The sequence below is a fragment of the Pseudoalteromonas sp. APC 3495 genome (genome assembly GCF_030407645.1).
Taxonomy (GTDB): domain Bacteria; phylum Pseudomonadota; class Gammaproteobacteria; order Enterobacterales; family Alteromonadaceae; genus Pseudoalteromonas; species Pseudoalteromonas tetraodonis.
The window spans coordinates 21519-44278 of record NZ_JASDDA010000003.1; the positions used below are offsets into that span (position 1 = coordinate 21519).

Annotated in this window: 20 protein-coding genes; 10 read left to right on the plus strand and 10 right to left on the minus strand. The window is 40.1% G+C overall.

Annotation, left to right across the window (positions count from 1 at the left end):
• Positions 1–57: 57 nt before the first annotated feature.
• On the minus strand, positions 58–1575 hold the full coding sequence (locus QL984_RS01660) for a carboxypeptidase (RefSeq protein WP_290171937.1): 1518 nt from the start codon (positions 1573–1575) through the stop codon (positions 58–60).
• Positions 1576–1878: 303 nt separating this feature from the next.
• On the opposite strand from QL984_RS01660, the gene QL984_RS01665 reads away from it, so the two are divergent.
• The 5 genes from QL984_RS01665 to QL984_RS01685 all read left to right on the plus strand — a co-directional run bounded on the left by QL984_RS01665 (position 1879) and on the right by QL984_RS01685 (position 10223).
• A complete protein-coding gene (locus QL984_RS01665; RefSeq protein ID WP_028835488.1) occupies positions 1879–2661 on the plus strand; it encodes a response regulator in 783 nt (260 codons plus the stop codon).
• A gap of 255 nt (positions 2662–2916) precedes the next feature.
• Positions 2917–3255 carry a P-II family nitrogen regulator gene (locus QL984_RS01670; RefSeq protein WP_010391070.1) on the plus strand — a complete coding sequence of 113 codons (339 nt, stop codon included), beginning with the start codon at positions 2917–2919 and terminating at the stop codon, positions 3253–3255.
• A gap of 9 nt (positions 3256–3264) precedes the next feature.
• On the plus strand, positions 3265–4494 hold the full coding sequence (locus tag QL984_RS01675; RefSeq protein WP_138764156.1) for an ammonium transporter: 1230 nt from the start codon (positions 3265–3267) through the stop codon (positions 4492–4494).
• Positions 4495–4632: 138 nt separating this feature from the next.
• Positions 4633–6966 (plus strand): penicillin-binding protein 1B, encoded by a 2334-nt coding sequence (mrcB, locus tag QL984_RS01680; protein WP_138686408.1) that lies wholly within the window; start codon positions 4633–4635, stop codon positions 6964–6966.
• Between the two features lie 236 nt (positions 6967–7202).
• Positions 7203–10223, plus strand: coding sequence for a TonB-dependent receptor (locus tag QL984_RS01685; protein WP_128583256.1), 3021 nt, complete (start codon positions 7203–7205; stop codon positions 10221–10223).
• Between the two features lie 88 nt (positions 10224–10311).
• Here QL984_RS01685 and hemL read toward each other — a convergent pair whose 3' ends face one another.
• The 4 genes from hemL to QL984_RS01705 form a co-directional block, all read right to left on the minus strand.
• Positions 10312–11592, minus strand: a complete 1281-nt coding sequence (gene hemL, locus QL984_RS01690; protein ID WP_138764155.1) for a glutamate-1-semialdehyde 2,1-aminomutase — start codon at positions 11590–11592, stop codon at positions 10312–10314.
• Positions 11593–11629: 37 nt separating this feature from the next.
• A complete protein-coding gene (locus tag QL984_RS01695) occupies positions 11630–12646 on the minus strand; it encodes an aspartate carbamoyltransferase (protein WP_013464336.1) in 1017 nt (338 codons plus the stop codon).
• Positions 12647–12757: 111 nt separating this feature from the next.
• Positions 12758–13192 carry a CopD family protein gene (locus QL984_RS01700; protein WP_010391077.1) on the minus strand — a complete coding sequence of 145 codons (435 nt, stop codon included), beginning with the start codon at positions 13190–13192 and terminating at the stop codon, positions 12758–12760.
• 16 nt (positions 13193–13208) lie between these two features.
• Positions 13209–14891: a chloride channel protein gene (locus QL984_RS01705; RefSeq protein ID WP_016899367.1), complete on the minus strand. Its 1683-nt coding sequence runs from the start codon at positions 14889–14891 to the stop codon at positions 13209–13211.
• A 238-nt stretch (positions 14892–15129) separates the two neighbouring features.
• On the opposite strand from QL984_RS01705, the gene erpA reads away from it, so the two are divergent.
• Positions 15130–15468, plus strand: a complete 339-nt coding sequence (gene erpA, locus QL984_RS01710; RefSeq protein WP_002958911.1) for an iron-sulfur cluster insertion protein ErpA — start codon at positions 15130–15132, stop codon at positions 15466–15468.
• 57 nt (positions 15469–15525) lie between these two features.
• On the opposite strand, the gene QL984_RS01715 is transcribed toward erpA, so the two are convergent.
• Positions 15526–15714, minus strand: a complete 189-nt coding sequence (locus QL984_RS01715) for a hypothetical protein (protein ID WP_013464338.1) — start codon at positions 15712–15714, stop codon at positions 15526–15528.
• Between the two features lie 361 nt (positions 15715–16075).
• On the opposite strand from QL984_RS01715, the gene QL984_RS01720 reads away from it, so the two are divergent.
• Positions 16076–16315: a helix-turn-helix transcriptional regulator gene (locus tag QL984_RS01720; protein WP_008111877.1), complete on the plus strand. Its 240-nt coding sequence runs from the start codon at positions 16076–16078 to the stop codon at positions 16313–16315.
• A gap of 68 nt (positions 16316–16383) precedes the next feature.
• Here the strand turns inward: QL984_RS01720 and QL984_RS01725 are convergent, their stop codons facing one another.
• From QL984_RS01725 to QL984_RS01740, 4 genes are read right to left on the minus strand one after another with little or no spacing between them, the layout of a single operon-like run.
• Positions 16384–17763, minus strand: a complete 1380-nt coding sequence (locus QL984_RS01725) for an MFS transporter (RefSeq protein ID WP_138764154.1) — start codon at positions 17761–17763, stop codon at positions 16384–16386.
• A gap of 53 nt (positions 17764–17816) precedes the next feature.
• A complete protein-coding gene (locus QL984_RS01730; RefSeq protein WP_013464341.1) occupies positions 17817–18437 on the minus strand; it encodes a peptidylprolyl isomerase in 621 nt (206 codons plus the stop codon).
• Positions 18438–18439: 2 nt separating this feature from the next.
• Positions 18440–19000, minus strand: a complete 561-nt coding sequence (locus QL984_RS01735) for a YajG family lipoprotein (protein WP_013464342.1) — start codon at positions 18998–19000, stop codon at positions 18440–18442.
• Positions 19001–20149 carry a methyltransferase gene (locus tag QL984_RS01740; RefSeq protein ID WP_290171940.1) on the minus strand — a complete coding sequence of 383 codons (1149 nt, stop codon included), beginning with the start codon at positions 20147–20149 and terminating at the stop codon, positions 19001–19003.
• 43 nt (positions 20150–20192) lie between these two features.
• Between QL984_RS01740 and QL984_RS01745 the strand changes: the two genes are divergently transcribed.
• The 3 genes from QL984_RS01745 (at position 20193) to fabV (ending at position 22476) form a co-directional block, all read left to right on the plus strand.
• Positions 20193–20792: an alpha-ketoglutarate-dependent dioxygenase AlkB gene (locus QL984_RS01745; RefSeq protein ID WP_024601885.1), complete on the plus strand. Its 600-nt coding sequence runs from the start codon at positions 20193–20195 to the stop codon at positions 20790–20792.
• Between the two features lie 69 nt (positions 20793–20861).
• Positions 20862–21173 carry a BolA family protein gene (locus QL984_RS01750; RefSeq protein WP_028835483.1) on the plus strand — a complete coding sequence of 104 codons (312 nt, stop codon included), beginning with the start codon at positions 20862–20864 and terminating at the stop codon, positions 21171–21173.
• A 109-nt stretch (positions 21174–21282) separates the two neighbouring features.
• Entirely contained in the window at positions 21283–22476 is a 1194-nt protein-coding gene (gene fabV / locus QL984_RS01755; protein WP_024601887.1) for an enoyl-ACP reductase FabV, read from the plus strand.
• Positions 22477–22760: the final 284 nt, after the last annotated feature.

Below are 22760 nucleotides of genomic sequence, written 5' to 3' on the forward strand. Positions count from 1 at the left end.
TATACAAAAAAAGTGACCTGAGTGGTCACTTTTTTAATTGTTATAAGCGCATAATCATTAGTATTTAGCGGATTGACCGTCTTTAGGCAAAGACTGTTTTATAAACTCGCGTAAATCGTTGTTAGAGCTTTCTAAATCTGCATGACGTAGGTACATCATGTGGCCACTGCGGTAGCCTTTAAAGCTTAATCTATTTTGCATTTTACCACTTGGATCTAGTTGCCACATTGTGTATTTAGCATCAAAGTAGTTTGTTGCACCATCAAAATAGCCAGCTTGAACCATCACATTTAAATACGGATTTTGAGCCATAGCTAAACGCAAGTTTTCACCGGTATTGTTTCCGCCTCTATCCCATGGGTGAACGTTACCAAATAAGTTATATTTGATGTCGGTTTTGTAATTAAGCTCTTCACGCAGGTAGTAGTTAATTGCAGGGGTAAAAGAGTGCAGCCACGATGTAAGCTCTGCCCAGTAATCTGGTGATTCACCGGCATCGCGCTTATCAATCCCTAAATAACGAGAATCCAGTCGACCAACCATTTGTCCGCGTTCACGTAATAACTCTTTCCAAAAAAACTGTGTTGGAATATCTAAGTTATTTTGGCTAACAAATGTTTCAGATAGACCTGCATATTTGGCCATTTTTTTAATAATACGACGTTTTTCATCTGGGGCAATAAATCCGCCTTTTGCAAGCGCGGGAATGAGCTCATTAACGGTAAACTGTTCCACTTCAGGTAATAGCTCGTCTAAGTCTTTAGCTTGTAAATCAGCGTTTAATGCCTTGTGGTACCAGGCTGTAGCTGCAAAGTAAGGTAGGCGGTTAGCGGCTTTTACAGGACCGTCGCGCTTAATACCAATATCGGTAGGTGAAACGAGTACAACACCGTTAATGTACATCCATTGACTATTTTGTAGCTCATGCGCTAAGCCTGATACACGAGTGGTACCATAGCTTTCACCAATTAAAAATTTAGGAGAGCGCCAGCGTTCATTGCGAGATACAAAAGTATTAAGCCACTCTGCTAGATATTTTATATCGGCATTCACACCAAAAAATAACTCTTTTTGTTTATCCTTTGGTAGAAGGTTACCATCTTTATCTTCAACGACACGCGAATAACCCGTGTTTACAGGGTTTACGTAAACGATGTCGGCTACGTCTAAAACCGAGTAAGGGTTATCTTTAACACCGTAAGGTTGAATAGGGTAGCCTTCGTCGTCAATTTTTAAAACGCGTGGGCCGGTGTATGCTAAATGCATCCAAACTGACGCTGAGCCTGGGCCACCATTGAATGAAATAAGTAATGGGCGCTTTGTTCTATCATCGACCTTATCGCGCGTGTAGTAAGTGTATTGAAGGGTTGCGATGGCGTCTCCCTTGTCATCCCATACCGGTTGTGTGCCAGTTGCTACTGTGTAAGAAAATCGTTCATTATTTATTTTTGCTTTGTGCTGGGTAACCACTTTACTGTCAATATCAATGCGACGTTGATTATCGGCAAACGAGGCGCTACTTAGGGTGAGCACAATAGCGGCAATGGGTAAAAATAGACTTCGACTAAATTTCATAAGTGACCCTTTTTATTTTATGTACTGCAGTTATAGCGATATTTGAGTAAAAAACAAAAGTAATGAGACTAGCTGCCGATAATAATCGTTGAGTTTATGTAATTAAGATTAATCTGATTGCAGCAAATAGGCGAAATATACTTGATATGTATGTTGCACTGTAAGTTTAAGGCGATTTAAAAATTTAATTATTAATTAAGTTTTTAAATCATTGGTCGCTTATTTGTTTCTATATGGATGATTGAAAGTGATTTCTTTTTAGGTTTATAACCTTAAAGAGTGGGCGCAAATAAAAGGGAGTTTATGCAACGCGTTTTAATTGTTGAAGATAACATTAGAGTACAGCAGATATTTAAGCACATTGCTGCTCAATATCTTGATGTTTTGGTTGATTTTGCCTCGTCACTTACTCAATGCAAACAACTCCTGAGCCAAACAAGTTACTCACTCGCCTTAGTTGATTTGCCACTTAGTGGACAAACCGATATGGATGTTGCTCGCTATATTTTATCGCAAGGTATCCCTACGCTATTAATGACAACGCAATTAGAAGAGTCCACGCGCCTAAAAATGCTGGAATTAGGGATTATTGATTACATTATTAAAGATAACCGTGACTCTTACCTTTATGCCATTAAATTTGTAGCACAGTTACTGCGTAATCAAGGGCGTAAGGCGCTAATTGTTGATAATTCTTTATTGAGCAGTAGCTTGGTTAAGCAAATGCTCGAAAAACAGTTATTTGATGTCATTACTGCTGATAATAGCGCTCAAGCATTGCATATACTTAACCATAATAGGGCAATTAAGTTAGTCATTACTAATCATAATTTAACTGATATGAATGGGTTTGAATTAATTAGAGCAATTCGAAATGTTAAAAGTCGTGAGCAATTAGCCATTATTGGTCTGGCCGATGTATATAGTTATGGTGTTGCCACGCAGTTTATTAAATCGGGTGCAAATGACTTTTTAACTAAGCCCTTTACTCATGAAGAGTTTCATTTTCGAGTGGTAAAAACTATGGAATCGCTATGGCTGGGTGAAGCTATAAGAGCTGATTTATCCCTCGACGCGACTGAGTAAGTCATTATGCTTAAAAAATTAATTAGTACTTAGAACGTTGTGCAGCGGGTCACTAGAGATGACGTCTTGCTTTTAACCACCTCGCACCAATGCAGTATTTTGCATAAAAAAAGCGCACCTAAATGGTGCGCTTTTTTGTTTTATATATTATTTATTTTTTTAAGTTTATGTTTTTATTATTAATTTAAAAATGGCACAAAGGTTGGATTGTATAGAGGAAATACAATAACAAGCTAGTGTCCTAAGGGGGCCTTTGTGAAAATGATCAGTGCAATAATAAAGCCATTCAAACTAGATGATGTGCGTGAAGCACTCGCTGATTTAGGCATCGAAGGAATGACAGTGGTTGACGTTAAGGGATTTGGACGTCAAAGAGGGCATACTGAGTTATACCGTGGTGCTGAATATCAGGTTGACTTTATACCTAAAATTAAACTTGAAATTGCTACTCGTAGTGAAAATTGCCAACGCGTTGTAGAAACCATTACCAAAGTCGCTGGAACGGGCAAAATTGGTGACGGCAAAATTTTTGTTTACGACCTAGACCAAATCGTCCGTATTCGTACTGGCGAGCTTGATGATGATGCAATTTAAGGGGGCAACATGGAAAATACAATTATAGAGCTGAAGTTTTCGCTCGATACGTTTTACTTTTTAATGTCTGGCATCTTAGTCATGTGGATGGCAGCCGGTTTTGCAATGTTAGAAGCGGGTTTAGTGCGCTCTAAAAATACCACAGAGATTCTAACTAAAAATATCGCGCTTTATTCTATCGCGTGTACTATGTTTTTGTTGATAGGCTACAACATTATGTACGTAGATAATGTTGAAGGCGGTGTTATTCCTTCGTTTGGTGGGCTAATAGGTAGCCAAGCGGCAGATGCTAATCATTCATTAGAGTCTGACTTTTTCTTCCAAGTAGTGTTTGTTGCAACGGCTATGTCTATCGTATCTGGCGCCGTAGCTGAGCGTATGAAATTATGGGCTTTCTTAGTGTTTACTGTGGTACTAACAGGCTTGATTTACCCAATTGAAGGTTACTGGACATGGGGTGGCGGCTTCTTATCTGAATTAGGCTTTGTTGATTTTGCAGGCTCTGCCATTGTCCATGCAACGGGTGCGGCTGCAGCGCTTGCGGGTGTAATTCTACTGGGTGCACGTAAAGGTAAATATGGTAGAAATGGTGAAATTTACCCAATTCCAGGTTCAAATTTGCCGCTTGCTACATTAGGCACATTCATTTTATGGATGGGTTGGTTTGGCTTTAACGGCGGATCACAGTTATTAATTTCAGATAAAGAAAACGCAACAGCGGTAGGTCAAATATTACTTAATACCAACGCTGCTGCAGCTATGGGCGCAATTTCAGCCTTGTTCTTATGTAAACTGTTATGGGGCAAAGCTGATTTAACCATGGTACTTAATGGTGCACTTGCAGGCTTAGTGGTTATTACTGCAGACCCATTATCACCATCACCACTAATGGCGTGTTTATTTGGCTTACTAGGTGGCTCATTAGTGATACTTAGTATTGTCGCACTGGACAAAGCGAAGATAGATGATCCCGTGGGCGCTATTTCTGTTCACGGTGTGTGTGGCATCCTAGGTATAGTGCTAGTGCCTGTTACTAATGCTGAGGCCAGCATTGTTAATCAGTTGATTGGCCTACTATGTATTATTGGTTTTGTGTTTATTGCTTCATTCATTGTATGGGCAATCCTCAAGCAAACCATGGGTATTCGTGTTACCGAAGAAGAAGAGTTAAACGGTATGGATCAACACGATTGTGGTATTGATGCTTATCCAGAGTTTGTATCAGTTAGAAGTAATTAATTTAAAGTATTGTGTGTTCAATCAAAGCCCTACTCTGTTAGGGCTTTTTTGATTTCAGGGGAGGTTAATTTTTCAGGTGCTAGAGTAATGTGATAAGCTCCTCGCGTTAAATTAACCTTCGGAATATATTACACTTAAATGGCTGAAAAAAAGAAAACATCGACCAGTAAACCCTCGACTAAGCGCGCTACAAAGACATCTAAATCATCGGCGCGAAAAAGTGCGACTAAAAAAACTTCAAGCACCGCAAAACGGCCACTTTTTAAAACGTTGTTTTCTATTTTTTGGAAACTGAGTCTGGCGACGTTTATCGCTATTGCACTTTATTTTATTTACCTTGATGCAAAAATAACTCGCCAGTTTGAAGGTAATAAATGGCAACTTCCGGCACAAGTGTATGCTCGCTCAATGACGTTTTTTCCAGGCCAGTTTTTATCAGAGCAAGAAGTATTATGGGAGCTTAAGCGCTTAAACTACACGGCGGTTAATCGCTTAAGCCGGACTGGGCAGTATATTAAAACAGCCAATAGTATTAAGATTTTTCGTCGTGACTTTGAATTTTATGATGGTTTAGAGAGCGCTCATGTTATTGAGTTGCGTTTCTCTGGAGAGAAGGTAGCCAGTATTAAAGATAAGTTTGGCCGTCGCTTAAACACTGCCAGATTAGAGCCTGTACAAATAGCCCGTATTGGTAATGACTCAAAACAAGATAGAGAGTTTGTACCATTAGATAAATTTCCTGACATGCTTAAAAATACCTTATTAGTAGTTGAAGACCGCGATTTTTATGATCATCACGGTGTATCGGTATTTTCAATTTTACGCGCTTTGTATACCAATATTCGCGCAGGGCGCACCGTGCAAGGGGGGAGCACATTAACCCAGCAGCTGGCTAAAAATATTTACCTTACCCGTGAGCGTTCGTTAGTGCGTAAAATTAATGAAGCCTTTATTGCGCTTATTCTTGATTACCGTTACTCAAAAGATCAGATTCTCGAAGCCTATTTAAACGAAGTGTACTTAGGTCAGTCATACAACCAAGGAGTACATGGAATGGGGCTGGCCGCCGAGTTTTACTTTGCCAAACCTGTTGATGAACTCGAGTACGACCAAATTGCCTTGCTGGTGGCTATGGTTAAAGGCCCATCTTATTACAATCCTAGACGTTACAAAGAACGTGCGATGGAGCGTCGTGACCTAGTGCTGCGTTTAATGGTCGATAACAAACTTATTTCTACTAAAGAGTATAGAGCCTCGTTAAAGCGCGCAATTGATATTGCACCAATGAAAGCCAGCTTGCAAAAGTCTTATCCAGGTTACTTAGAGTTGGTTAATCGCGAGCTCAAACAGCTGCTACCCGATCAAGACGTATTGGATGCGGGTGTGCGTGTATTTACCTACTTCGATTTACAAAAACAAACCGCGATGGAAGAGTCGATTCAGGCCAGTTTACCTTATTTAGAAAGACGTCCAAATACCAAAGAGTTAGAAGCGGCGATGATCTCCGTTAATGTTGAAAAAGCCGGTGTATCAGCGTTAGTCGCTGGACGTGATGTACGCTACTCAGGATTTAACCGCGTGCTCGATACCAAACGAAATATTGGCTCATTAGTTAAACCTGCAGTGTATTTAAGTGCACTGCAGCTTCCTCATTATAACTTAGCGACGTTACTTGATGACTCGCCTGTTCAAGTCACCAACGAGGAGGGTAACGTATGGCAGCCAGAAAACTTTGATCATCAATACCGTGGTGCCATGCCTCTTTATAAAGCATTTAGCCACAGTATTAATATACCGGCAGTTAACTTAGGGCTTGATGTAGGCGTCGATAAAGTGGCTAACACGCTCAGAGGGTTAGGAGCTAAAGGTTATATTAATGAATACCCATCGTTGTTATTAGGGGCTATTGAAATGTCGAGCTTTGAAGTGGCACAGCTTTATACCACGATTGCAGCAGACGGTGAATACAGAGAGCTGACGTCTATTTCTGCGTTAACCGACTCTGTTGGTAAAGTACTTTATAAGCACAAAGTAATTAACGAGCAACGTTTTGATAAAGATGCCATGTACATGACCAAATATGCTATGAAGCGAGTAACTAAAGATGGCACCGCTAAGCGCTTAAACTTACATTTTCCGTCGATTCAGTTAGCAGGTAAAACAGGCACCAGTAATGAATTACGCGACAGTTGGTTTGCTGGATTTGATCAAAATACAGTGACGGTTGCATGGATAGGCCGTGACGATAATAAAAGCACCGGCTTAACCGGCAGTGTTGGCGCGCTTGAAACCTATATTCGTTATTTAAAACCGCTAAACCCGCAAGCAATTGCCGATACCCGTCCGCCTTCAATTAGGTGGGCATTTGTAAACGAGCAAACTGGGAAGCAAGCACCACCGGGCTGTGGCAAAGTGATTCAGCTACCGCTTAGAGCCAGTGAGTTTAAACCAAGACCAGAATGTATTCGTTAAATAGTAAAAACAAAAAAAGCCCGAAAGGGCTTTTTTTATGCATTACTTTAGCTAAGAGGCTTGTAAGATATCTGGGTTTTTATTTTCATAGTAAAAGAACCATCTAGCCCTTTCAATGTAATTTTTTTAAGTTTTTATGTTAATTAAGTGTTTATTTTGTTTGCATTTTTGTTTCATGGGAATATTATAAATATGCCTTTAAGGCATATAATTATAATTTCAAACAGGGATAAATAATGAAATCAATATTTAAGAAAAGTATAACGGCTATTGCCGTATCAGCATCCTTAGGTCTAGCATTACCTGCTGTTGCATCTGATGTAATAGGAACTGTTAATAATATTAATGATAATAGTTCTTACACTGTAAAAGTTAAAAACCCTGCAACTGGTTTAGAGCGTACTCTAAATATCTCTAGTGAAGGTACCTTTCGTTTTGCTTCCCTGCCTACAGGTAGTTACGAGATACAAATATTAAAAGGCGATGCTGTAGTTGCTGAAGACCGCGTTAGAGTATCTTTAGGTGCTAATTCAAAAGCTAATTTTGATCTTAACAGTTTCGACTCTTCGGGCCCAGAGGTAATTCAAGTCGTTGGTGCTCGTATTTCATCAATAGATCTTTCAACAGCAGATTCGGGCCTAGTTATTACAGATGCTGAAATTGACAGAATGCCAATTAATCGTGATTTGACATCAGTTGCATTATTAGCACCTGGCGCAGTAAAAGGCGATAGCGCGTTTGGTAATACAGCATCATTTGGCGGTTCTTCTGTTGCTGAAAATGCGTGTTATATTAATGGATTAGAAGTTACTAATACTCGCCAAGGTTTAGGGTGTGGTGAAGTTCCGTTTGAATTTTATGATCAATTTCAAGTTAAAACAGGTGGTTATTCAGCCAAGTTTGGTCGAGCTACTGGTGGTACTATTAATACAACTACAAAAGGTGGTACTAACGAGTGGGAATTTTCTGCTGTAGTTCAGTACCAACCTGATTCTTTGCAAGAAGAGGGCAGCATTTCTCGTGGCAATAATGGAGCAGGTCAAATTTTCAGAGATGAAAGCTATGACTCTGATAACAAGACTGACGTTACACTTGCCGTTGGTGGCCCACTTATTGAAGACACACTTTTTTTCTATGGTTTAATAAACCCTCGTGATACTGAGTCGTCTTATACTTGGGGTGGAGATGAATTTTCACCGAACGATCAGTACCGAGAAGAATCTGCATCTGGCGGAGATAATTTATTCTGGGGTGGTAAACTCGATTGGGATATTAATGAAAACCATCGCTTAAGCTATTTTGCTTATTCAAATCGTCGTGATATTGAGCGTTCTGTTTATGATTACAACAACGGTGTTATAGGCGACCGCAAAGATGGTGCATTACTTAAGCGTGGTGGCGAAGCGCAAAGCTTGAGTTACACAGGTGTACTAACTGAAGATTTAGTTGTCACAGCAATGGCTGGTACAATTGAGACTGAGTATGAAACGCAATCAGAAAACTTAATTTGCCCAAGTATTACAGATTCTCGTGGTACTTCTAATCCAATCACTGGTTGTGGTGCTGGTGGTAGCTTTGGTGCAAATAATGATGAAAATACTCAGTACCGCCTTGATATTGAGTATGTTTGGCAAGACCATCAGATTAGCTTTGGTATCGATTATCAAGAGCGTGAATCTGAGCGTGTGAGCCGTCCTATCGGTGGCCACAGTTACGACTACAGAACACTTGCAGCTAACGGTAGCTTTCAAGCTGATAATGGCGCATTAACAAACAATACTGGTAACGTATTGCAATACGTTGAAGATCGAGTCTTTGATGGTGGCGGTAGCTTTAAGTCAGAGCTTACGGCTTATTACATAGAAGATAATTGGCAAGTAACAGATGATTTTGCGGTAACTGTTGGCTTACGTATCGATGAGTTTGACAGTTGGGGCACAACAGATAAGCTACTTACAAGCTTCAAAACGGATGTTGCTCCTCGTTTAGGTTTCACGTGGGATCCAACGAGCACTGGCGACACTAAAGTATATGGTACTTATGGACGTTATTACTTACCTGTTGCAAACAACACTATTTTCCGTGCAGCATCTGGGGTAAGTGATATTACTACTGCTTATACATATACGGGTGTTGATGCAACGACAGGAGCACCTACAGGTTTAGCTCCTTTGGCTGATACTCTTGGCACGGGCGGTTTAGCAAACTCACAACAAGTGAGTGGTGTTCCGGTTATTCCAGAAAAAGATATTTTCCAAGCACAAGAAGCCGAACCATTTTCAAAAGATGAATATATTCTAGGTGTACAGCAAGCACTAAATGATGAGTACACTGTTGGTATTAAAGGTGTTTATCGTGAAGTTGCTACTGCACTAGATGATTACTGTGGTCGCTACGCTTACCCATATTGTGTAATGATTAACCCAGGTTCATCTTCTAGCTGGTATAGTGACGGATATTACTGGAATGGTACTGATTGGGGTGATTCAAGCTTTGATAACGATGGTGTTCCAGATGAAGGGTCACTAACGACTTATTCTGCCGACACTATAGGTTTACCTAAAGCTAATAATGAATATACAGCAGTAGAGTTTAACCTAAATTATCAAGCTGATACGATTCGTTACCAGTTTGGTTATACATGGGCACGAAGTGTTGGTAACTTTGAAGGTGCTGTTAAATCCGATATTGGTCAAGCAGATGCGGGTATTACACAAGACTTCGATTTCCCAGCTGTAATGGATGGCTCTCAAGGTTATCAACCTAATGATCGTCGTCATACATTTAAATTCTTTGGTAGCTGGGAGCCAGTTGAAAACTTAACTGTAGGTTGGAATGCAACACTACAAAGCGGTCGTCCTAAAAGCTTATTCGGCCAAGGTTACCCGTCAAAAGATCCAAATCTAAATGGTGGTTGGGGTGATACTTTCTACATTTATACAAATGAGTGTCCTGATACCAATGGTAATGGTGAATGTGAGCAAGAAGAAAAAATCTATGAAAAGCATGACCGTGGTACAAATGGTCGTACACCATGGACATTTAACTTAGATTTATCAGCTGCATATGACTTTACAGTGTCGGATATTGATATGAGAGCATCAATTAATGTGTTCAACATATTAAATAGCCAGTCAGAAGCGTCTGTAAATGAGCATTACGAGCAAAATGAAGGCGAAGTAAACGCTTATCATGATGCTGCGTATTCTTGGCAAACTCCACGTTATGTTCGTATAGGGTTTGAAGCTCGATTCTAATCAACTGCATAACGATTCAATAGCGTTAAAAAACAAAAAAAGCCCGAAAGGGCTTTTTTTATGGGTAAGCGTTTTTAAAAACTAAACGTTATAGCTTAGCAAAAGCGCGCTCTGCTGCTTCAATCGTTGCTTGAACTTCTTGCTCTGTGTGCGCAGCACACACAAAACCAGCTTCAAACGCTGAAGGCGCTAAATAAACCCCTTCTTCAAGCATTAAGTGGAAGAACTTTTTAAAGCGCTCTAAATCACATTCAGTGGCTTGTTTGTAAGTAGTTACTTTTTCTGCATCGGTGAAGAAAAAGCCATACATACCGCCAGCGTAGTTAGTCGTTAAGGCAATACCTGCTTTTTTAGCTGCGGCTTCAAAGCCTTCACAAATCGCTTTACTAATGGCTTCTAACTTATCATGCACGCCAGGAGCGCTTAGTAGTTCGAGTGATTTTAAGCCTGCTGCCATCGCAATAGGGTTACCTGAAAGTGTACCCGCTTGATAAACAGGGCCTACAGGAGCTATGTAATCCATGATTTCTGTTTTACCACCAAACGCGCCTACTGGCATGCCACCACCAATTACTTTACCTAAACAGGTTAAGTCTGGTTTGATGTTGTAATACGCTTGAGCGCCACCAAGGGCGACACGAAAACCTGTCATTACTTCATCAAAAATAAGCACGGATTGGTATTGATCACATACTTCACGCAGTCCTTCTAAAAAGCCGGGCACTGGTGGAATACAGTTCATGTTACCGGCAACTGGTTCAACAATAATACACGCGATTTCATCGGCGTACTTGGCAAAAATCGCTTTCACTTCTTCAATATTGTTAAACGAAACGGTGAGTGTGTGCTTAGCTAAATCTTCAGGAATACCTGGAGAGTTAGGTACACCCATAGTTAATGCGCCAGAGCCGGCTTTTACTAGTAATGAGTCTGCATGGCCGTGGTAACACCCTTCAAATTTTAAGATTTTGTCACGACCAGTAAAACCACGGGCTAAACGAATTGCACTCATTGTTGCTTCAGTACCAGAGCTCACCATGCGTACTTTTTCGATTGATGGTACTAGCTCTTTTACTTTTTCAGCCATTAAAATTTCAGCTTCAGTAGGCGCTCCGTAGCTTAAACCATTTTCTACCGCGTCATGCACTGCTTGTTTAATTTCAGGGTGATTGTGGCCCATAATCATTGGACCCCAAGAGCCTACATAATCGATGTAACGGTTGTCATCAGCATCAAATGTAAACGCGCCCTGTGCTTTAGTAATAAACAGCGGAGTACCACCTACACCATTAAATGCACGCACTGGCGAATTTACTCCACCAGGAATAGAGTCTTGAGCTCGTTTAAATAAGTCTTGGCTAATTGTCATGAAAAATCCTATTGTTTTATCACTTTAAAATTAAAGCTTAGCTGTCGCGTTTGCGGCTAAACCAAGGAACGCTTACTTCATACTGCTCGACTTTGTTTTCTACGCCGAGGGTTAAAGCAAACAGTGCCATACGAATGAGTACGCCATTTTGTACTTGGCGGAATATCGCTAGATTGTCGTTAGCATTTAAGTCGTTATCAAGTTCGTTTGCCTCTAGGCGACTATCGCGAGGAAGCGGGTGCATTAATACTGAATTAGGTTTGCAATGAGTATTATAAATAGACTGGCTAATTCTAAATCCACCACGATACTTATTAGCTTCTTCTTGTGATGGAAAACGCTCTTCTTGGATTCGTGTTTGATAAACGATATCGGCTGCTAAGTTACCTTCCATTTTATCTACCAGTTCAATTTTATGACCGGCATTTTCAACCGCAGATAAAATTGAGTCAGGCATTTGCAAGCCATTAGGGGCAACCATCGAAAACTTAATGTCTTTGTAATGACACAGTAACTTAGAGAGTGAGTGAACAGTACGGCCATATTTTAAATCGCCGACTAGCGCAATATGCATACCATCGATATTTTGATCGAAGCGGTTAAGTTCACGCTCAATAGTTAATAAATCAAGCAGTGCTTGGGTAGGGTGCTCATTGGGTCCATCACCACCGTTTATTACTGGTACGCTGCAACCTGTTGCAAATTCAGCCACCGAGCCTGAGTCAGGATGGCGCATAGCAACAGCATCAGCATAAGCTGAAATAACTCGTGCGGTATCATAAAGTGATTCGCCCTTAGCAAGCGCAGAGCTTTGCATGCCGGTGGTTTCACGAACTAGTCCACCGAGTAAGTTAAACGCAGTGCCAAAACTAACACGAGTACGTGTACTGGGTTCAAAAAATAGATTTGCTAAAATAGCGCCTTCAAGCACGTTGGTCCGCTTTTGTTTTTTAGCGTATGGCTCCATTTTTTTTGCCACAGCAAATATGCGTTCAATACAGTCTCGGTCGAGTTGATTAACAGAGAGTATATTTTCACCTTGGAAACTGAACATGGGGTTATTCCTAGTTATTCAAAAAGGCGCGATAATCCACAAAGGAGCACGCAATCGCGCGTATTATACAAACTTAGTATGCGACTTGGCAGCGTAATTTATAAGCCTTTGCTAAAAGCTTGGCTTAATAATCGCCAAAGCGACAATAACGAGTAGCGCTAAAACAGGTAGCTCGTTGAAAATGCGATAAAACCGATCGCTTTTGGTATTTCTATCGTGTTTAAAATCAGCTAACAATTTGAAACAGTAGCCATGATAAATATATAAAATAATCACCAGCACGAGTTTGTAATGCAGCCACATGCTGTAACGAAACCATTCTCGGCCGTATTCAACAATAGTCAATACGCCAAATACTGCGGTAAGCACCGCAAAGGGTGTAACAAAATAAAGTAGCCGACGTTCCATTACTTTTAGCATTGAGTTACACGATTTTTCTTCACTCATAGCGTGATAAACAAAAAGTCGAGGTAGGTAAAAAATACCGGCAAACCAAGCAATCATAAAAAATACGTGCAAGGTTTTGTAGATTAATAATGCGCTCATATTGTTCTCATTATTGTTAAAGTAAACTGTTACGTATGGTTAAAATATGGTGGATTTGATCCCACCTTAGTAATCCCATAATTTGTTGATTATCTAATAAGTTATATACATAAAGTGCACCACTGCGTTTATCATTCAAAATTTCAAATGCATCTGCAAGGGTGGCTTGGCTGCTAATACCTTGTAAGCTAATGTATTTTATATTGACCGCCTGATCAGACATTAAACTTAAGTCATATTCAGCTAGGCGATAACCATTTTCTTCATCAAATACAATTAATGGTGTTTGACTGTCCATGGCATCTAGACTGTTTTTTATTTGCTCTTTATCGTCGGAGTAGAGCAGTTTAAAGTCTTCATCCATGTCATCCATCACTCCTACTTTCTGTAAGGCTTCAGTGGCGGGAGAGACATGATAGGGAAGCCCTTGAAAGTCTAATTGCTGTAAAAATATGGAGCGGTTACCAAATACCTGTAAAGCTGTAACGTAGGCGGTAGTAATGACGATCATCGCTGGCACAATAATTTCCGGTGACGAGGTCAGCTCCATCACAGTGGTCAGTGCCGCTAAGGGGGAGTGTAGTGTGGCCGCTAATAATCCTGCCATGCCCAGCACCCCGTAAGTGCCGGCTATATCGGTGCCGGGGCTAATAAATTGAGCAAAAAATGCCATTAAAGTACCGGTTAAAACGCCCAGCCCAATAACCGGACCTATCAACCCACCAGGAATACCTAAGCCAATAGCAAATAAAGTGGCTAATAACTTAGCAATTAAAATAGTGGTGAGTAGTTGAATATTTTCAGGTGACTCAACCGCAATAGTGATAGCGCTCATACCCGAGCCCATTGCTTGTGGAACTGCATAGGCAATTAAGCTGGCAATACACCCTGCAATCATTAAACGTGGAAACATACTAAGTGGTTTAAAGGTTTTAATAATTAACATTAAATTCTGATTAAAAGCATAAGCCACCGCGCCTAATCCCATGCCGCATAAAATTAAATAGGGGTAATGCCACCCACTTAAAGGGGCAATGGTTATTAGCGCAAGTTCTGAGCCCTCACCAAATACAAACTGTGTTGCTAATGCGCCGGTAACGGCTGCGAGCATAATCGGCACAAAAATATGCACTTTGTATTCTCTTAGCACCACTTCCATTACAAAAATAACCGCAGCCAGGGGGGTGTTGAACGATGCAGCAATGCCCGCGGCAACACCACAACCACTGAGGGTACGCATAGCGTTGTGGGGTAAGTGTAGTTTATTTGCTAATATGCTTGCCCCCGCTGCTCCCATATGAACTGAGGGGCCTTCGCGGCCAACAGAAAAACCGCTGATCAGTGCCAGCGCGCCGCCTACAAACTGGTTAACCGTATTATAAAGTGGCATTTGCCCGTAATGACGTTTTATTCTGTGTATTACAAAAGGGATACCCAAGCGGTAATGTTTAAAGCCGGTAAAAGCCGCAAATGTGGCTATCAGAAGTGCAGCAATCAAAGGCATTAATACCCGTTCTAGGGTAGGGAGAGTAGTAAAGTCGTCAGGGGTTTCTAAAAATAAGCTTTGAAAAAATAAAATGGTTAGGCGAAACAGTATAATGAAAAATGCAGCAATTAATCCGGCACTTACGCCCAATAAGCATAATTGTACGGATGTTTTTGGTTTTGCTAATCGACGTCTCAGTCGCTCAAGCCACATGCTTTATTTCCCCGTAGCATTTTTAGGCGTCAAGTTTATCAAAATAGTCTAGGGAAGTCCTTGAGATTTTTAACAACCGATTAATTTAAATTAAATTTATAGTATATTGATTCACAGAACAGATTAAACGCGCATTGTTTTAATTAAAGCTTATAAACGCGAGCTTACTATACTTGATTAAAACACTCAGGTATTAGATAATCTGGTGCATTAGTATAAAGGTATTGAGGGTTATAAAATGTCTGAAGAATTACCCATTAAGTTTAGCGACGCAGCCGCTGTGCGTGTTAAACAGTTAATCGACGAAGAAGAAAACCCAGATCTAAAACTGCGTGTTTATGTCACAGGCGGTGGTTGTTCAGGTTTTCAATACGGTTTTACTTTTGATGAAAAAGCGAATCCTGGCGATTTAGAGATTGTTAAAAACGGGGTTACCTTAGTCATTGACCCAATGAGTATCCAGTATTTAGTTGACGGTGAAGTAGACTACACCGAAGGGTTAGAAGGGGCACGCTTTTTTGTCTCTAACCCTAATGCCACAACAACGTGTGGCTGTGGCGCTAGTTTTAGCGTGTAAAGATACCGTTATTTGAAAAAAAACCGCTTAATTAGCGGTTTTTTTATGTGTTTAAAATCATAACTCAGTTGGTCTGTATTCTGTTATTTGCATTATTAACACAAAAAAACCAAGTACGAATGCAGAGAAAGCTAAAATATAGATAAAGCCTTTTTTACCCTGTTTGATTGGAATTGCATAATGGCGTAAAAAAAAGTACCAGCCCAAGCATAAAATAATAGGCAGTAAAAAAAGTAGTCTAAACATGATTTAGCCTTTTTAAACAAATAATAAGTTAATAATAAACGGCTTATATTTAAATGAAACAAAAAAGTTATAAAATATTTAACCTTATTCAGAGTTAGTAAATATTTGTTGTTAAACTTTAATCGCATAATTACTAATTAATCATTCAGATCAACGATGAATGGTATATAATGTATCCAAGAGTGAAACGGGCAAGGTTTCATTTTTCACAATAATAAAGTGTTAATACATATTTGAGCGTTTTTATTGGTTGAATTGTAAGCGTTTACACTGCGCTTTAGTGAGTGGTTGTAGGTTTACAGTGTTGGCGATTTTAAGCGCTTAGCTATATGTATATTTAAACAACGAGTAGGAGTTGTATATGATGGGTAAAACCGTATCTTCGGAAGAAAATGCAAAATTAACAAAGTGGCTTAAAACTAAGCGCCATGAAAAAGGCTACACCATGCGCAGCTTAGCGCAAATCTTGGGTACGCCACATTCTTTTATTGGCAAAATTGAAAATCAGGAACGTCGTTTAGATGTAATTGAGTTTGTTCGCTACTGCAATGCATTAGAAGTCGACCCGTATGAAGCATTAAGCTTAATTAAAGCTGACTAACGCTTTCTTTTTGGCTGTAATCGTAAAGTTAAATTAGCGTCTACAGCCAATACTAGTGCAGGGATGCATTAGGTATTTTTATGATAATTTTGCTCTAGTGAATATAGTTTGTGCTTAATTAGAAATAAAAACACTAATGAGGGTAAAACCATAAGCGCAGTTAATACAAAGAACAATGACCAATTCCCCATTAGCCAATCATCAATAACCACGCCACTGTAACTCGATAATAACGTACGCCCTAAATTACCCAATGATGCCAATAGCGCATAATGGGTGGCGCTAAATGCTCTGTCACACAGCATAGATATAAAAGCAACCATTGCCACTAAAGACCAAGCTTGGGTAAAGCCATCAACTACAATTGCCATTGCATATAAGTGCTCTTGTGGACCAGCTAAGGCAATCCAAGAAAACATTAAGTTAGATGCTGCCATGGCTACGCCACTAATAAATAAGCCTTTCACAATGCCATATTTATGGTTAAAAATACTGCCCAAAAAGGCAAATACAATGGTGATTAACCCCGTGCCGAGTTTTGAGTAATTTGCTATTTGCGTATTACTGAAGCCAACTTCTTTATAAAATACAATCGACATCCGCGCTAAAAATGCTTCACCAATCTTAAATAAGAAAATAAACGCCAGCAGCGCCAACGCGGTTTTAACGCCATTTTTAGCAAAAAAGGTTTTAAACGGATCAACCACGGTAACGCCTAGCCATGCAAGCGTTTTTGTCAGTGGTGTTTGTTTAGTTGCGGCGAGTTTTTCAAGATAAACACGTTCTAGTTCGGCATGTACGGCTTCGCGATTTGATTGTGGCTCTTTAGCCCAAAATACACAGCTAATTAATAACAGCATAATCGCGGATAAAAAATAATACACCTGTGGCCAGTCAATATTTGGCATATCAGCCATGTAAAAAGGCACAGCTCCTAATAAAGCATAGCCAGTCCACCAACCTGAGGTGGCCATTGCAGCAGCCGCGGTGGCTTTGTGAGATTCATTTTCACTAAGGGTGTCTATTCGAAAGGCGTCAATTGCAATATCCTGCGTGGCAGAGGCTATGGCGATTAACAAGCAAAGTGCGGCGGCAACCGCTAGGTTTGCTTTCAAATCAAGTCCTGCAAGTAGCAATGTGCCAAGCAAAATAAAGCTTTGGCAAAACAGTATCCAACTACGGCGCTGACCAAGCCAATTATATAAAAAGGGCAGTTTAGTGCGGTCTATTAAAGGTGACCATAAAAAGTTGATGCTGTAGGCACCAAACACAATGCCAAATAGGCCAATCATGCTGCGGCTCAAACCTTCATCTTTAAGCCATGCCGACATTACTGAGCCAATTAATACCCACGGAAAGCCACTGCTCATTCCAAATATAAAAACATTAATCAAACGTTTATCTTTAAAATAAGAAAAGTATTCGCTAACAGAAAGTGTGCTATTCATAGAGGCTCATTGGCTTATACAAAGAGCAGCTAAGGCTGCTCTTATTAAAAAAGTTATAAAGGAACTTGCTCAAGCACCTTAATATTTAATATAACGACCGGTTTTTCGGGTACAAAGTTGTAGCCAATTTTGTCATTAAATCCGGTTTTTACAGCCATGATTTTATCGAGTGTTTCATAGCCTTCCATCACACTGCCAAACACTGCAAATCCCCAATCACGGCCAGGGTTTAAATGATCGTTATCATCCATATTAAAAAAGAACTGACGCGTTCCTGAGTGTGGTTCACGGTCTTGATAAGCCATCGCAATGCTATACATATCGTTTGTTAAGCCGTTACCGCTTTCATTAAAAATAGGGTCGTTTTCATGTAGACCATCGTAATCTTTATCATAACCACCGCCTTGAATTACAAAGTCACGATCATTTTCTACGTCGCGTTCTACACGATGAAACACACTGCCTTGATAGCTTTTATCCGACACGTACGTTAAAAAATTATTGACCGTAATAGGAGCTCTTGAGCGGTCTAATTCAACCACAATGCTGCCCAACGATGTCACAATTTCTACCCGAGGAAAAATGTTATCTTTTTGCACAAAACGACCCTCTTGAGCCGCTAAGCTACTAACGCTAAATAATAAGCTTACGCAGATTAAAAAAAGTTGCTTCATTGTTAACCTTCTAAAAATGCAATTAATTCTGGGTCAGATACAATGCGGGTAATTAACTGCTCAGTCAACTTATTGAGCTGACCTTCAACTTTTGCCCTATCGTGACCAAGCGGGCCAGATAAATTAGCATTACCGCTGTAGCGTTTACTAAAATTACTGGTCGGGCGAATCACCCGCACTTCAAACTCAATCTTGGCTTCACTGGTATGGCTCATTAGCGTTTCTGTAACTACCGCTTGCAGCGTGTGAATATCTAACTCAAAACGCAATTGCGCTAAATTAGAAATGCTGGCGCCATTGCGACTCAGCGCACTGTCTAGTGCACTTTTAACCGATTCAGTAATACCCGTACTGGCAATGGTTTTGGTTTTGCTCGATTCAATCAGCTTTAAGGTTGCACTGTCACCACGTAAATCAATCACGCTGGTGTTTAAGCTGCTGTTTATTGAGCTTATTTGACCACTTTTATACACAGGGTTAAGAATAAGCTGATTAGGCTGATTGGCACATCCCGAAAAAACCACTAATGTACAACAGCTCAATAATGCTTTTAAGAGTTTCATTTATAACGTCCCACTATTTTTAGTTGCGCTGAGTACCACAAACTTTTTATTAGAGCCTAATAAAGTACAGTTACCAAACATACGGTTTAGTTTGTCGTGGTAATCTAGATGGCGGTTACCAATAATACGCAGCTCGCCACCTTCTTTTAATGTGTCTTTTGCTTGCTTGAACATTTGCCATGCTATGTGGTCGGTAACCGCTTGTGCTTGGTGAAATGGCGGGTTACACAATACAATATCAGTGCTTTCACGTTCAAAGTCAGTTAAACAATCATTCTCTATAAAGGTACATTGTTCAAACTTGTCTTCCATGTTGAGCTCAATGTTGAGTCGAGCTGATTCAACCGCCATATATGACTCATCAACAAAGCTAATATGAGCATTAGGACAGCGCGCTAATGTCATTAAACCAACTACGCCATTACCACAGCCTAAATCAATAATATTTTTGGCTTTATTTGTTTGCGGCAAATAATTAAAAAAGAAACGCGCGCCAATATCAAGTGAATCACGTGAAAACACATTGGCATGATTACTTATTGTAAAATCAGTGCCTTCGAGCGGCCAGCTCACTGGGAAATCTGCACCTTTATAACCGCCAGCGGCTTGGCTAATAATTAAACGTGATTTTTTTACTGCGAGGCTTGTTTTCGTCTCACCAATAAAATCTTCAAATGCTTTAATCGTAGAGTTATGCACGTCTTTAGTTTTTGCAGCACCAATAACCGGTGTACCGGGCGCCAGTACTTCGCTTAATTCAGATAGCTGATACTGTAAAAAAGCCAACGTGCGTGGTACTTTTACCAACACTAGGTCTACTTGTTCGGGCAAAGCCGATAAACTATCAAGCTGGCTAAACGCAGTTGTTGCGATTTTGTTTTGCGCTAAGTTATAAGCCGCCGCCTGATGGCTAATATAAGAGTCGTTTACTGAACAAACTGTTAATTGTTGCTTGCTAAAGTAACAGCTAAGTGCACCAAAGCTGTCGTTTAAGATCAGTAAAGAGCGACAATCAGGGTAGTGTTCATTAACATAGTCAATGAGGTATTCGTCTGCTGAATCCCACGCTTGTAAGCTGCGGTTTTTTTGATCCAAAGGAAAGCGTTCAAGAGTAAAGGTGTTATCGCCGAGCGTAGCTTGCGTAGTCATAATAGTTTAATGATCGGTAATCAAATGATAGGTAAATTCTAACATGCAACCGCCAAACGCCAACCCCCAACTGTTACCAAATGGCTTTTCTTATCAAAGTAGGGTGCTTAGTGCGCAAAAAAGCCTCGATTTATTTTATTATTTGCAGCAAAACTTAAATTGGCAACAACCAAATATAACGGTGTTTGGCAAAACGGGGCCAATACCAAGGCTGCAATGTTTTATCAGCGAAGAGAATCTTGAGTACGGCTATTCTGGGCATAAACTCGATTTAGAGCCTTGGCCAGACGTATTACTTGCTATGCGAACACGATTAGAAAATCACCTACAGCAACCGTTTAATTCAATTTTGGTTAATTATTATCGTGATGGCCACGATAGCATGGGCTGGCATAGCGATGATGAGACGCAGCTAGGGCCTGAGCCTACAATAGCCTGTGTATCGCTTGGCGCAGAGCGATTATTTAAACTTAAACACAAAGTAAGTAACAGCATTACTAACATTAAATTACAAAGTGGTAGCTGTTTAATAATGAGCGGCCAAAGCCAACAAAATTACCAACATGCATTGCCCAAACAAACAACGCTTAAACACCCTCGAATAAGTTTGACGTTTCGCTATATTAATAATAGTTTCAGTTAAATAGCATTAGCCATGGTATAGCCGCAGTTGTTATAGTAAGGACATAACTGAATTTTGAGGATGGTTTTTATGTCAATGCAAGAACAAATACGTAACAAGCTAGCCGATGCGATTGCGTGCAAGCATTTAAATGTGATCAACGAAAGCCATATGCACAGTGCAGGCACTGAATCACACTTTAAAGTGATTGTAGTTAGTGAGGAATTTGCTGGTAAGCGATTATTGCAGCGTCATCGTGAAATTAACGAAATTTTAAAAGATGAGCTGGCAAATCATATTCATGCGCTTGCGATGCACACTTACACCCCTGACGAATTTACCGAGCACGACGGTGAGGCACCGCAATCACCTAATTGCATGGGCGGCTCAAAAGTTGGATAACAGGTAATAGTGGATTGGTTTGAGCAGTGAGTAACTGATCAGATCAGTTTTTTTTGTTTTAGCCTTTAAACTAGCGCTAATTTTTATTGTAAAAGATATAGGATGATCAATGGTCATTAAGCCTAAAATTCGCGGATTTATCTGCACCAATGCACACCCAGTAGGCTGTGCAGAGCATGTACAAGAACAAATTAATTATGTTAAGCAGCAAGGGGCATTAAAAAATGCACCTAAAAATGTATTAGTTATTGGTGCGTCTACAGGTTATGGCTTAGCGTCTCGCATTACCGCTGCATTTGGAGGTGGCGCTAAAACATTAGGTGTTTTCTTTGAAAAAGAAGGCACTGAGCGTAAAACAGGCTCTGCGGGTTGGTATAATACGGCGGCGTTTCAAGCAGCCGCTGAAGCTGAAGGTTTATGGTCAAAAAATATTAATGGTGATGCGTTTTCTAACGAAATTAAACAAAAAACAATCGACACCATTAAAGCTGAATTAGGTAAAGTTGACTGTATTATTTACAGCTTAGCGTCACCTCGTCGTACTGATCCAAATACCGGCGAAGTGTTTTCTTCAACGCTTAAGCCAATTGGTAATGCGGTAACCACTAAAAACTTAAATACGTCAAAGCGTGAAATTGATGAAGTAACTGTTGAAGCGGCAAACCAAGACGATATCGACAACACCATTAAAGTAATGGGTGGCGAAGATTGGGAAATGTGGATTGACGCACTTAAAGAAGCGGATGTATTAGCAGATAACTTTAAAACCACGGCTTACACTTATATTGGTAAAGAACTAACGTGGCCAATTTACGGTCATGCAACAATTGGTAAAGCCAAAGAAGATTTAGACCGTGCCACTGCTGCTATTAAAGCTGCTACCCAAGATTTAAATGGTGAAGCCTACGTTTCATCGCTTAATGCGGTTGTTACTCAAGCAAGCTCTGCAATTCCAATCATGCCACTTTATATTTCTGCCTTATTTAAAGTGATGAAGGCTGATGGCACTTACGAGGGCACAATTGAGCAAATTCATGCGCTATTTAGTGAGAACTTATACGGTGATTCACCTCGCTTTGACGAGGGCGGGCATTTATTCCAAAACTATAAAGAACTGGAAGATGACGTTCAATCTCGCGTTCAAGCCATTTGGGATAGTGTAGATACAAACTCAATTGATGAGTTAACCGATTATATTGGTTACCATAATGAATTTTTACGCTTGTTTGGTTTTGGTATTGACGCGGTTGATTATGAACAAGATGTAAATCCTGTTGCACCTATTGCCAATATGATTGACTAACTTGTCGCTGATAGCGCATTTTTGAAAAAGTCGCCTTGTGCGGCTTTTTTGTTTTTAGCTTTGATTTGAAAAAATATTTGCTAATTGTTGGCTAATTTACCACTTTGGTCTAGCTTGTATTTTATTAATTGTTAATTACAAAACTAAATAAACGTTTCTCTCGTATAATTTTCATAAATACACTCGCATAGTCAGCCACAATAATGTTAAAATCAAAGCAATATGTGAGGAGTTTTACTGCGCTGCTTGTTTGGTATTTATAGCGAGTCATTTTATATAGCTTG

Bases quoted from the DNA above. Each gene is read 5' to 3' on its own strand.
- QL984_RS01660 (WP_290171937.1), bottom strand. From the start codon at position 1,575: ATGAAATTTAGTCGAAGTCTATTTTTACCCATTGCCGCTATTGTGCTC.
- QL984_RS01665 (WP_028835488.1), top strand. From the start codon at position 1,879: ATGCAACGCGTTTTAATTGTTGAAGATAACATTAGAGTACAGCAGATA.
- QL984_RS01675 (WP_138764156.1), top strand. From the start codon at position 3,265: ATGGAAAATACAATTATAGAGCTGAAGTTTTCGCTCGATACGTTTTAC.
- mrcB (WP_138686408.1), top strand. From the start codon at position 4,633: ATGGCTGAAAAAAAGAAAACATCGACCAGTAAACCCTCGACTAAGCGC.
- QL984_RS01685 (WP_128583256.1), top strand. From the start codon at position 7,203: ATGAAATCAATATTTAAGAAAAGTATAACGGCTATTGCCGTATCAGCA.
- hemL (WP_138764155.1), bottom strand. From the start codon at position 11,592: ATGACAATTAGCCAAGACTTATTTAAACGAGCTCAAGACTCTATTCCT.
- QL984_RS01695 (WP_013464336.1), bottom strand. From the start codon at position 12,646: ATGTTCAGTTTCCAAGGTGAAAATATACTCTCTGTTAATCAACTCGAC.
- QL984_RS01700 (WP_010391077.1), bottom strand. From the start codon at position 13,192: ATGAGCGCATTATTAATCTACAAAACCTTGCACGTATTTTTTATGATT.
- QL984_RS01705 (WP_016899367.1), bottom strand. From the start codon at position 14,891: ATGTGGCTTGAGCGACTGAGACGTCGATTAGCAAAACCAAAAACATCC.
- erpA (WP_002958911.1), top strand. From the start codon at position 15,130: ATGTCTGAAGAATTACCCATTAAGTTTAGCGACGCAGCCGCTGTGCGT.
- QL984_RS01715 (WP_013464338.1), bottom strand. From the start codon at position 15,714: ATGTTTAGACTACTTTTTTTACTGCCTATTATTTTATGCTTGGGCTGG.
- QL984_RS01720 (WP_008111877.1), top strand. From the start codon at position 16,076: ATGATGGGTAAAACCGTATCTTCGGAAGAAAATGCAAAATTAACAAAG.
- QL984_RS01725 (WP_138764154.1), bottom strand. From the start codon at position 17,763: ATGAATAGCACACTTTCTGTTAGCGAATACTTTTCTTATTTTAAAGAT.
- QL984_RS01730 (WP_013464341.1), bottom strand. From the start codon at position 18,437: ATGAAGCAACTTTTTTTAATCTGCGTAAGCTTATTATTTAGCGTTAGT.
- QL984_RS01735 (WP_013464342.1), bottom strand. From the start codon at position 19,000: ATGAAACTCTTAAAAGCATTATTGAGCTGTTGTACATTAGTGGTTTTT.
- QL984_RS01740 (WP_290171940.1), bottom strand. From the start codon at position 20,149: ATGACTACGCAAGCTACGCTCGGCGATAACACCTTTACTCTTGAACGC.
- QL984_RS01745 (WP_024601885.1), top strand. From the start codon at position 20,193: ATGCAACCGCCAAACGCCAACCCCCAACTGTTACCAAATGGCTTTTCT.
- QL984_RS01750 (WP_028835483.1), top strand. From the start codon at position 20,862: ATGTCAATGCAAGAACAAATACGTAACAAGCTAGCCGATGCGATTGCG.
- fabV (WP_024601887.1), top strand. From the start codon at position 21,283: ATGGTCATTAAGCCTAAAATTCGCGGATTTATCTGCACCAATGCACAC.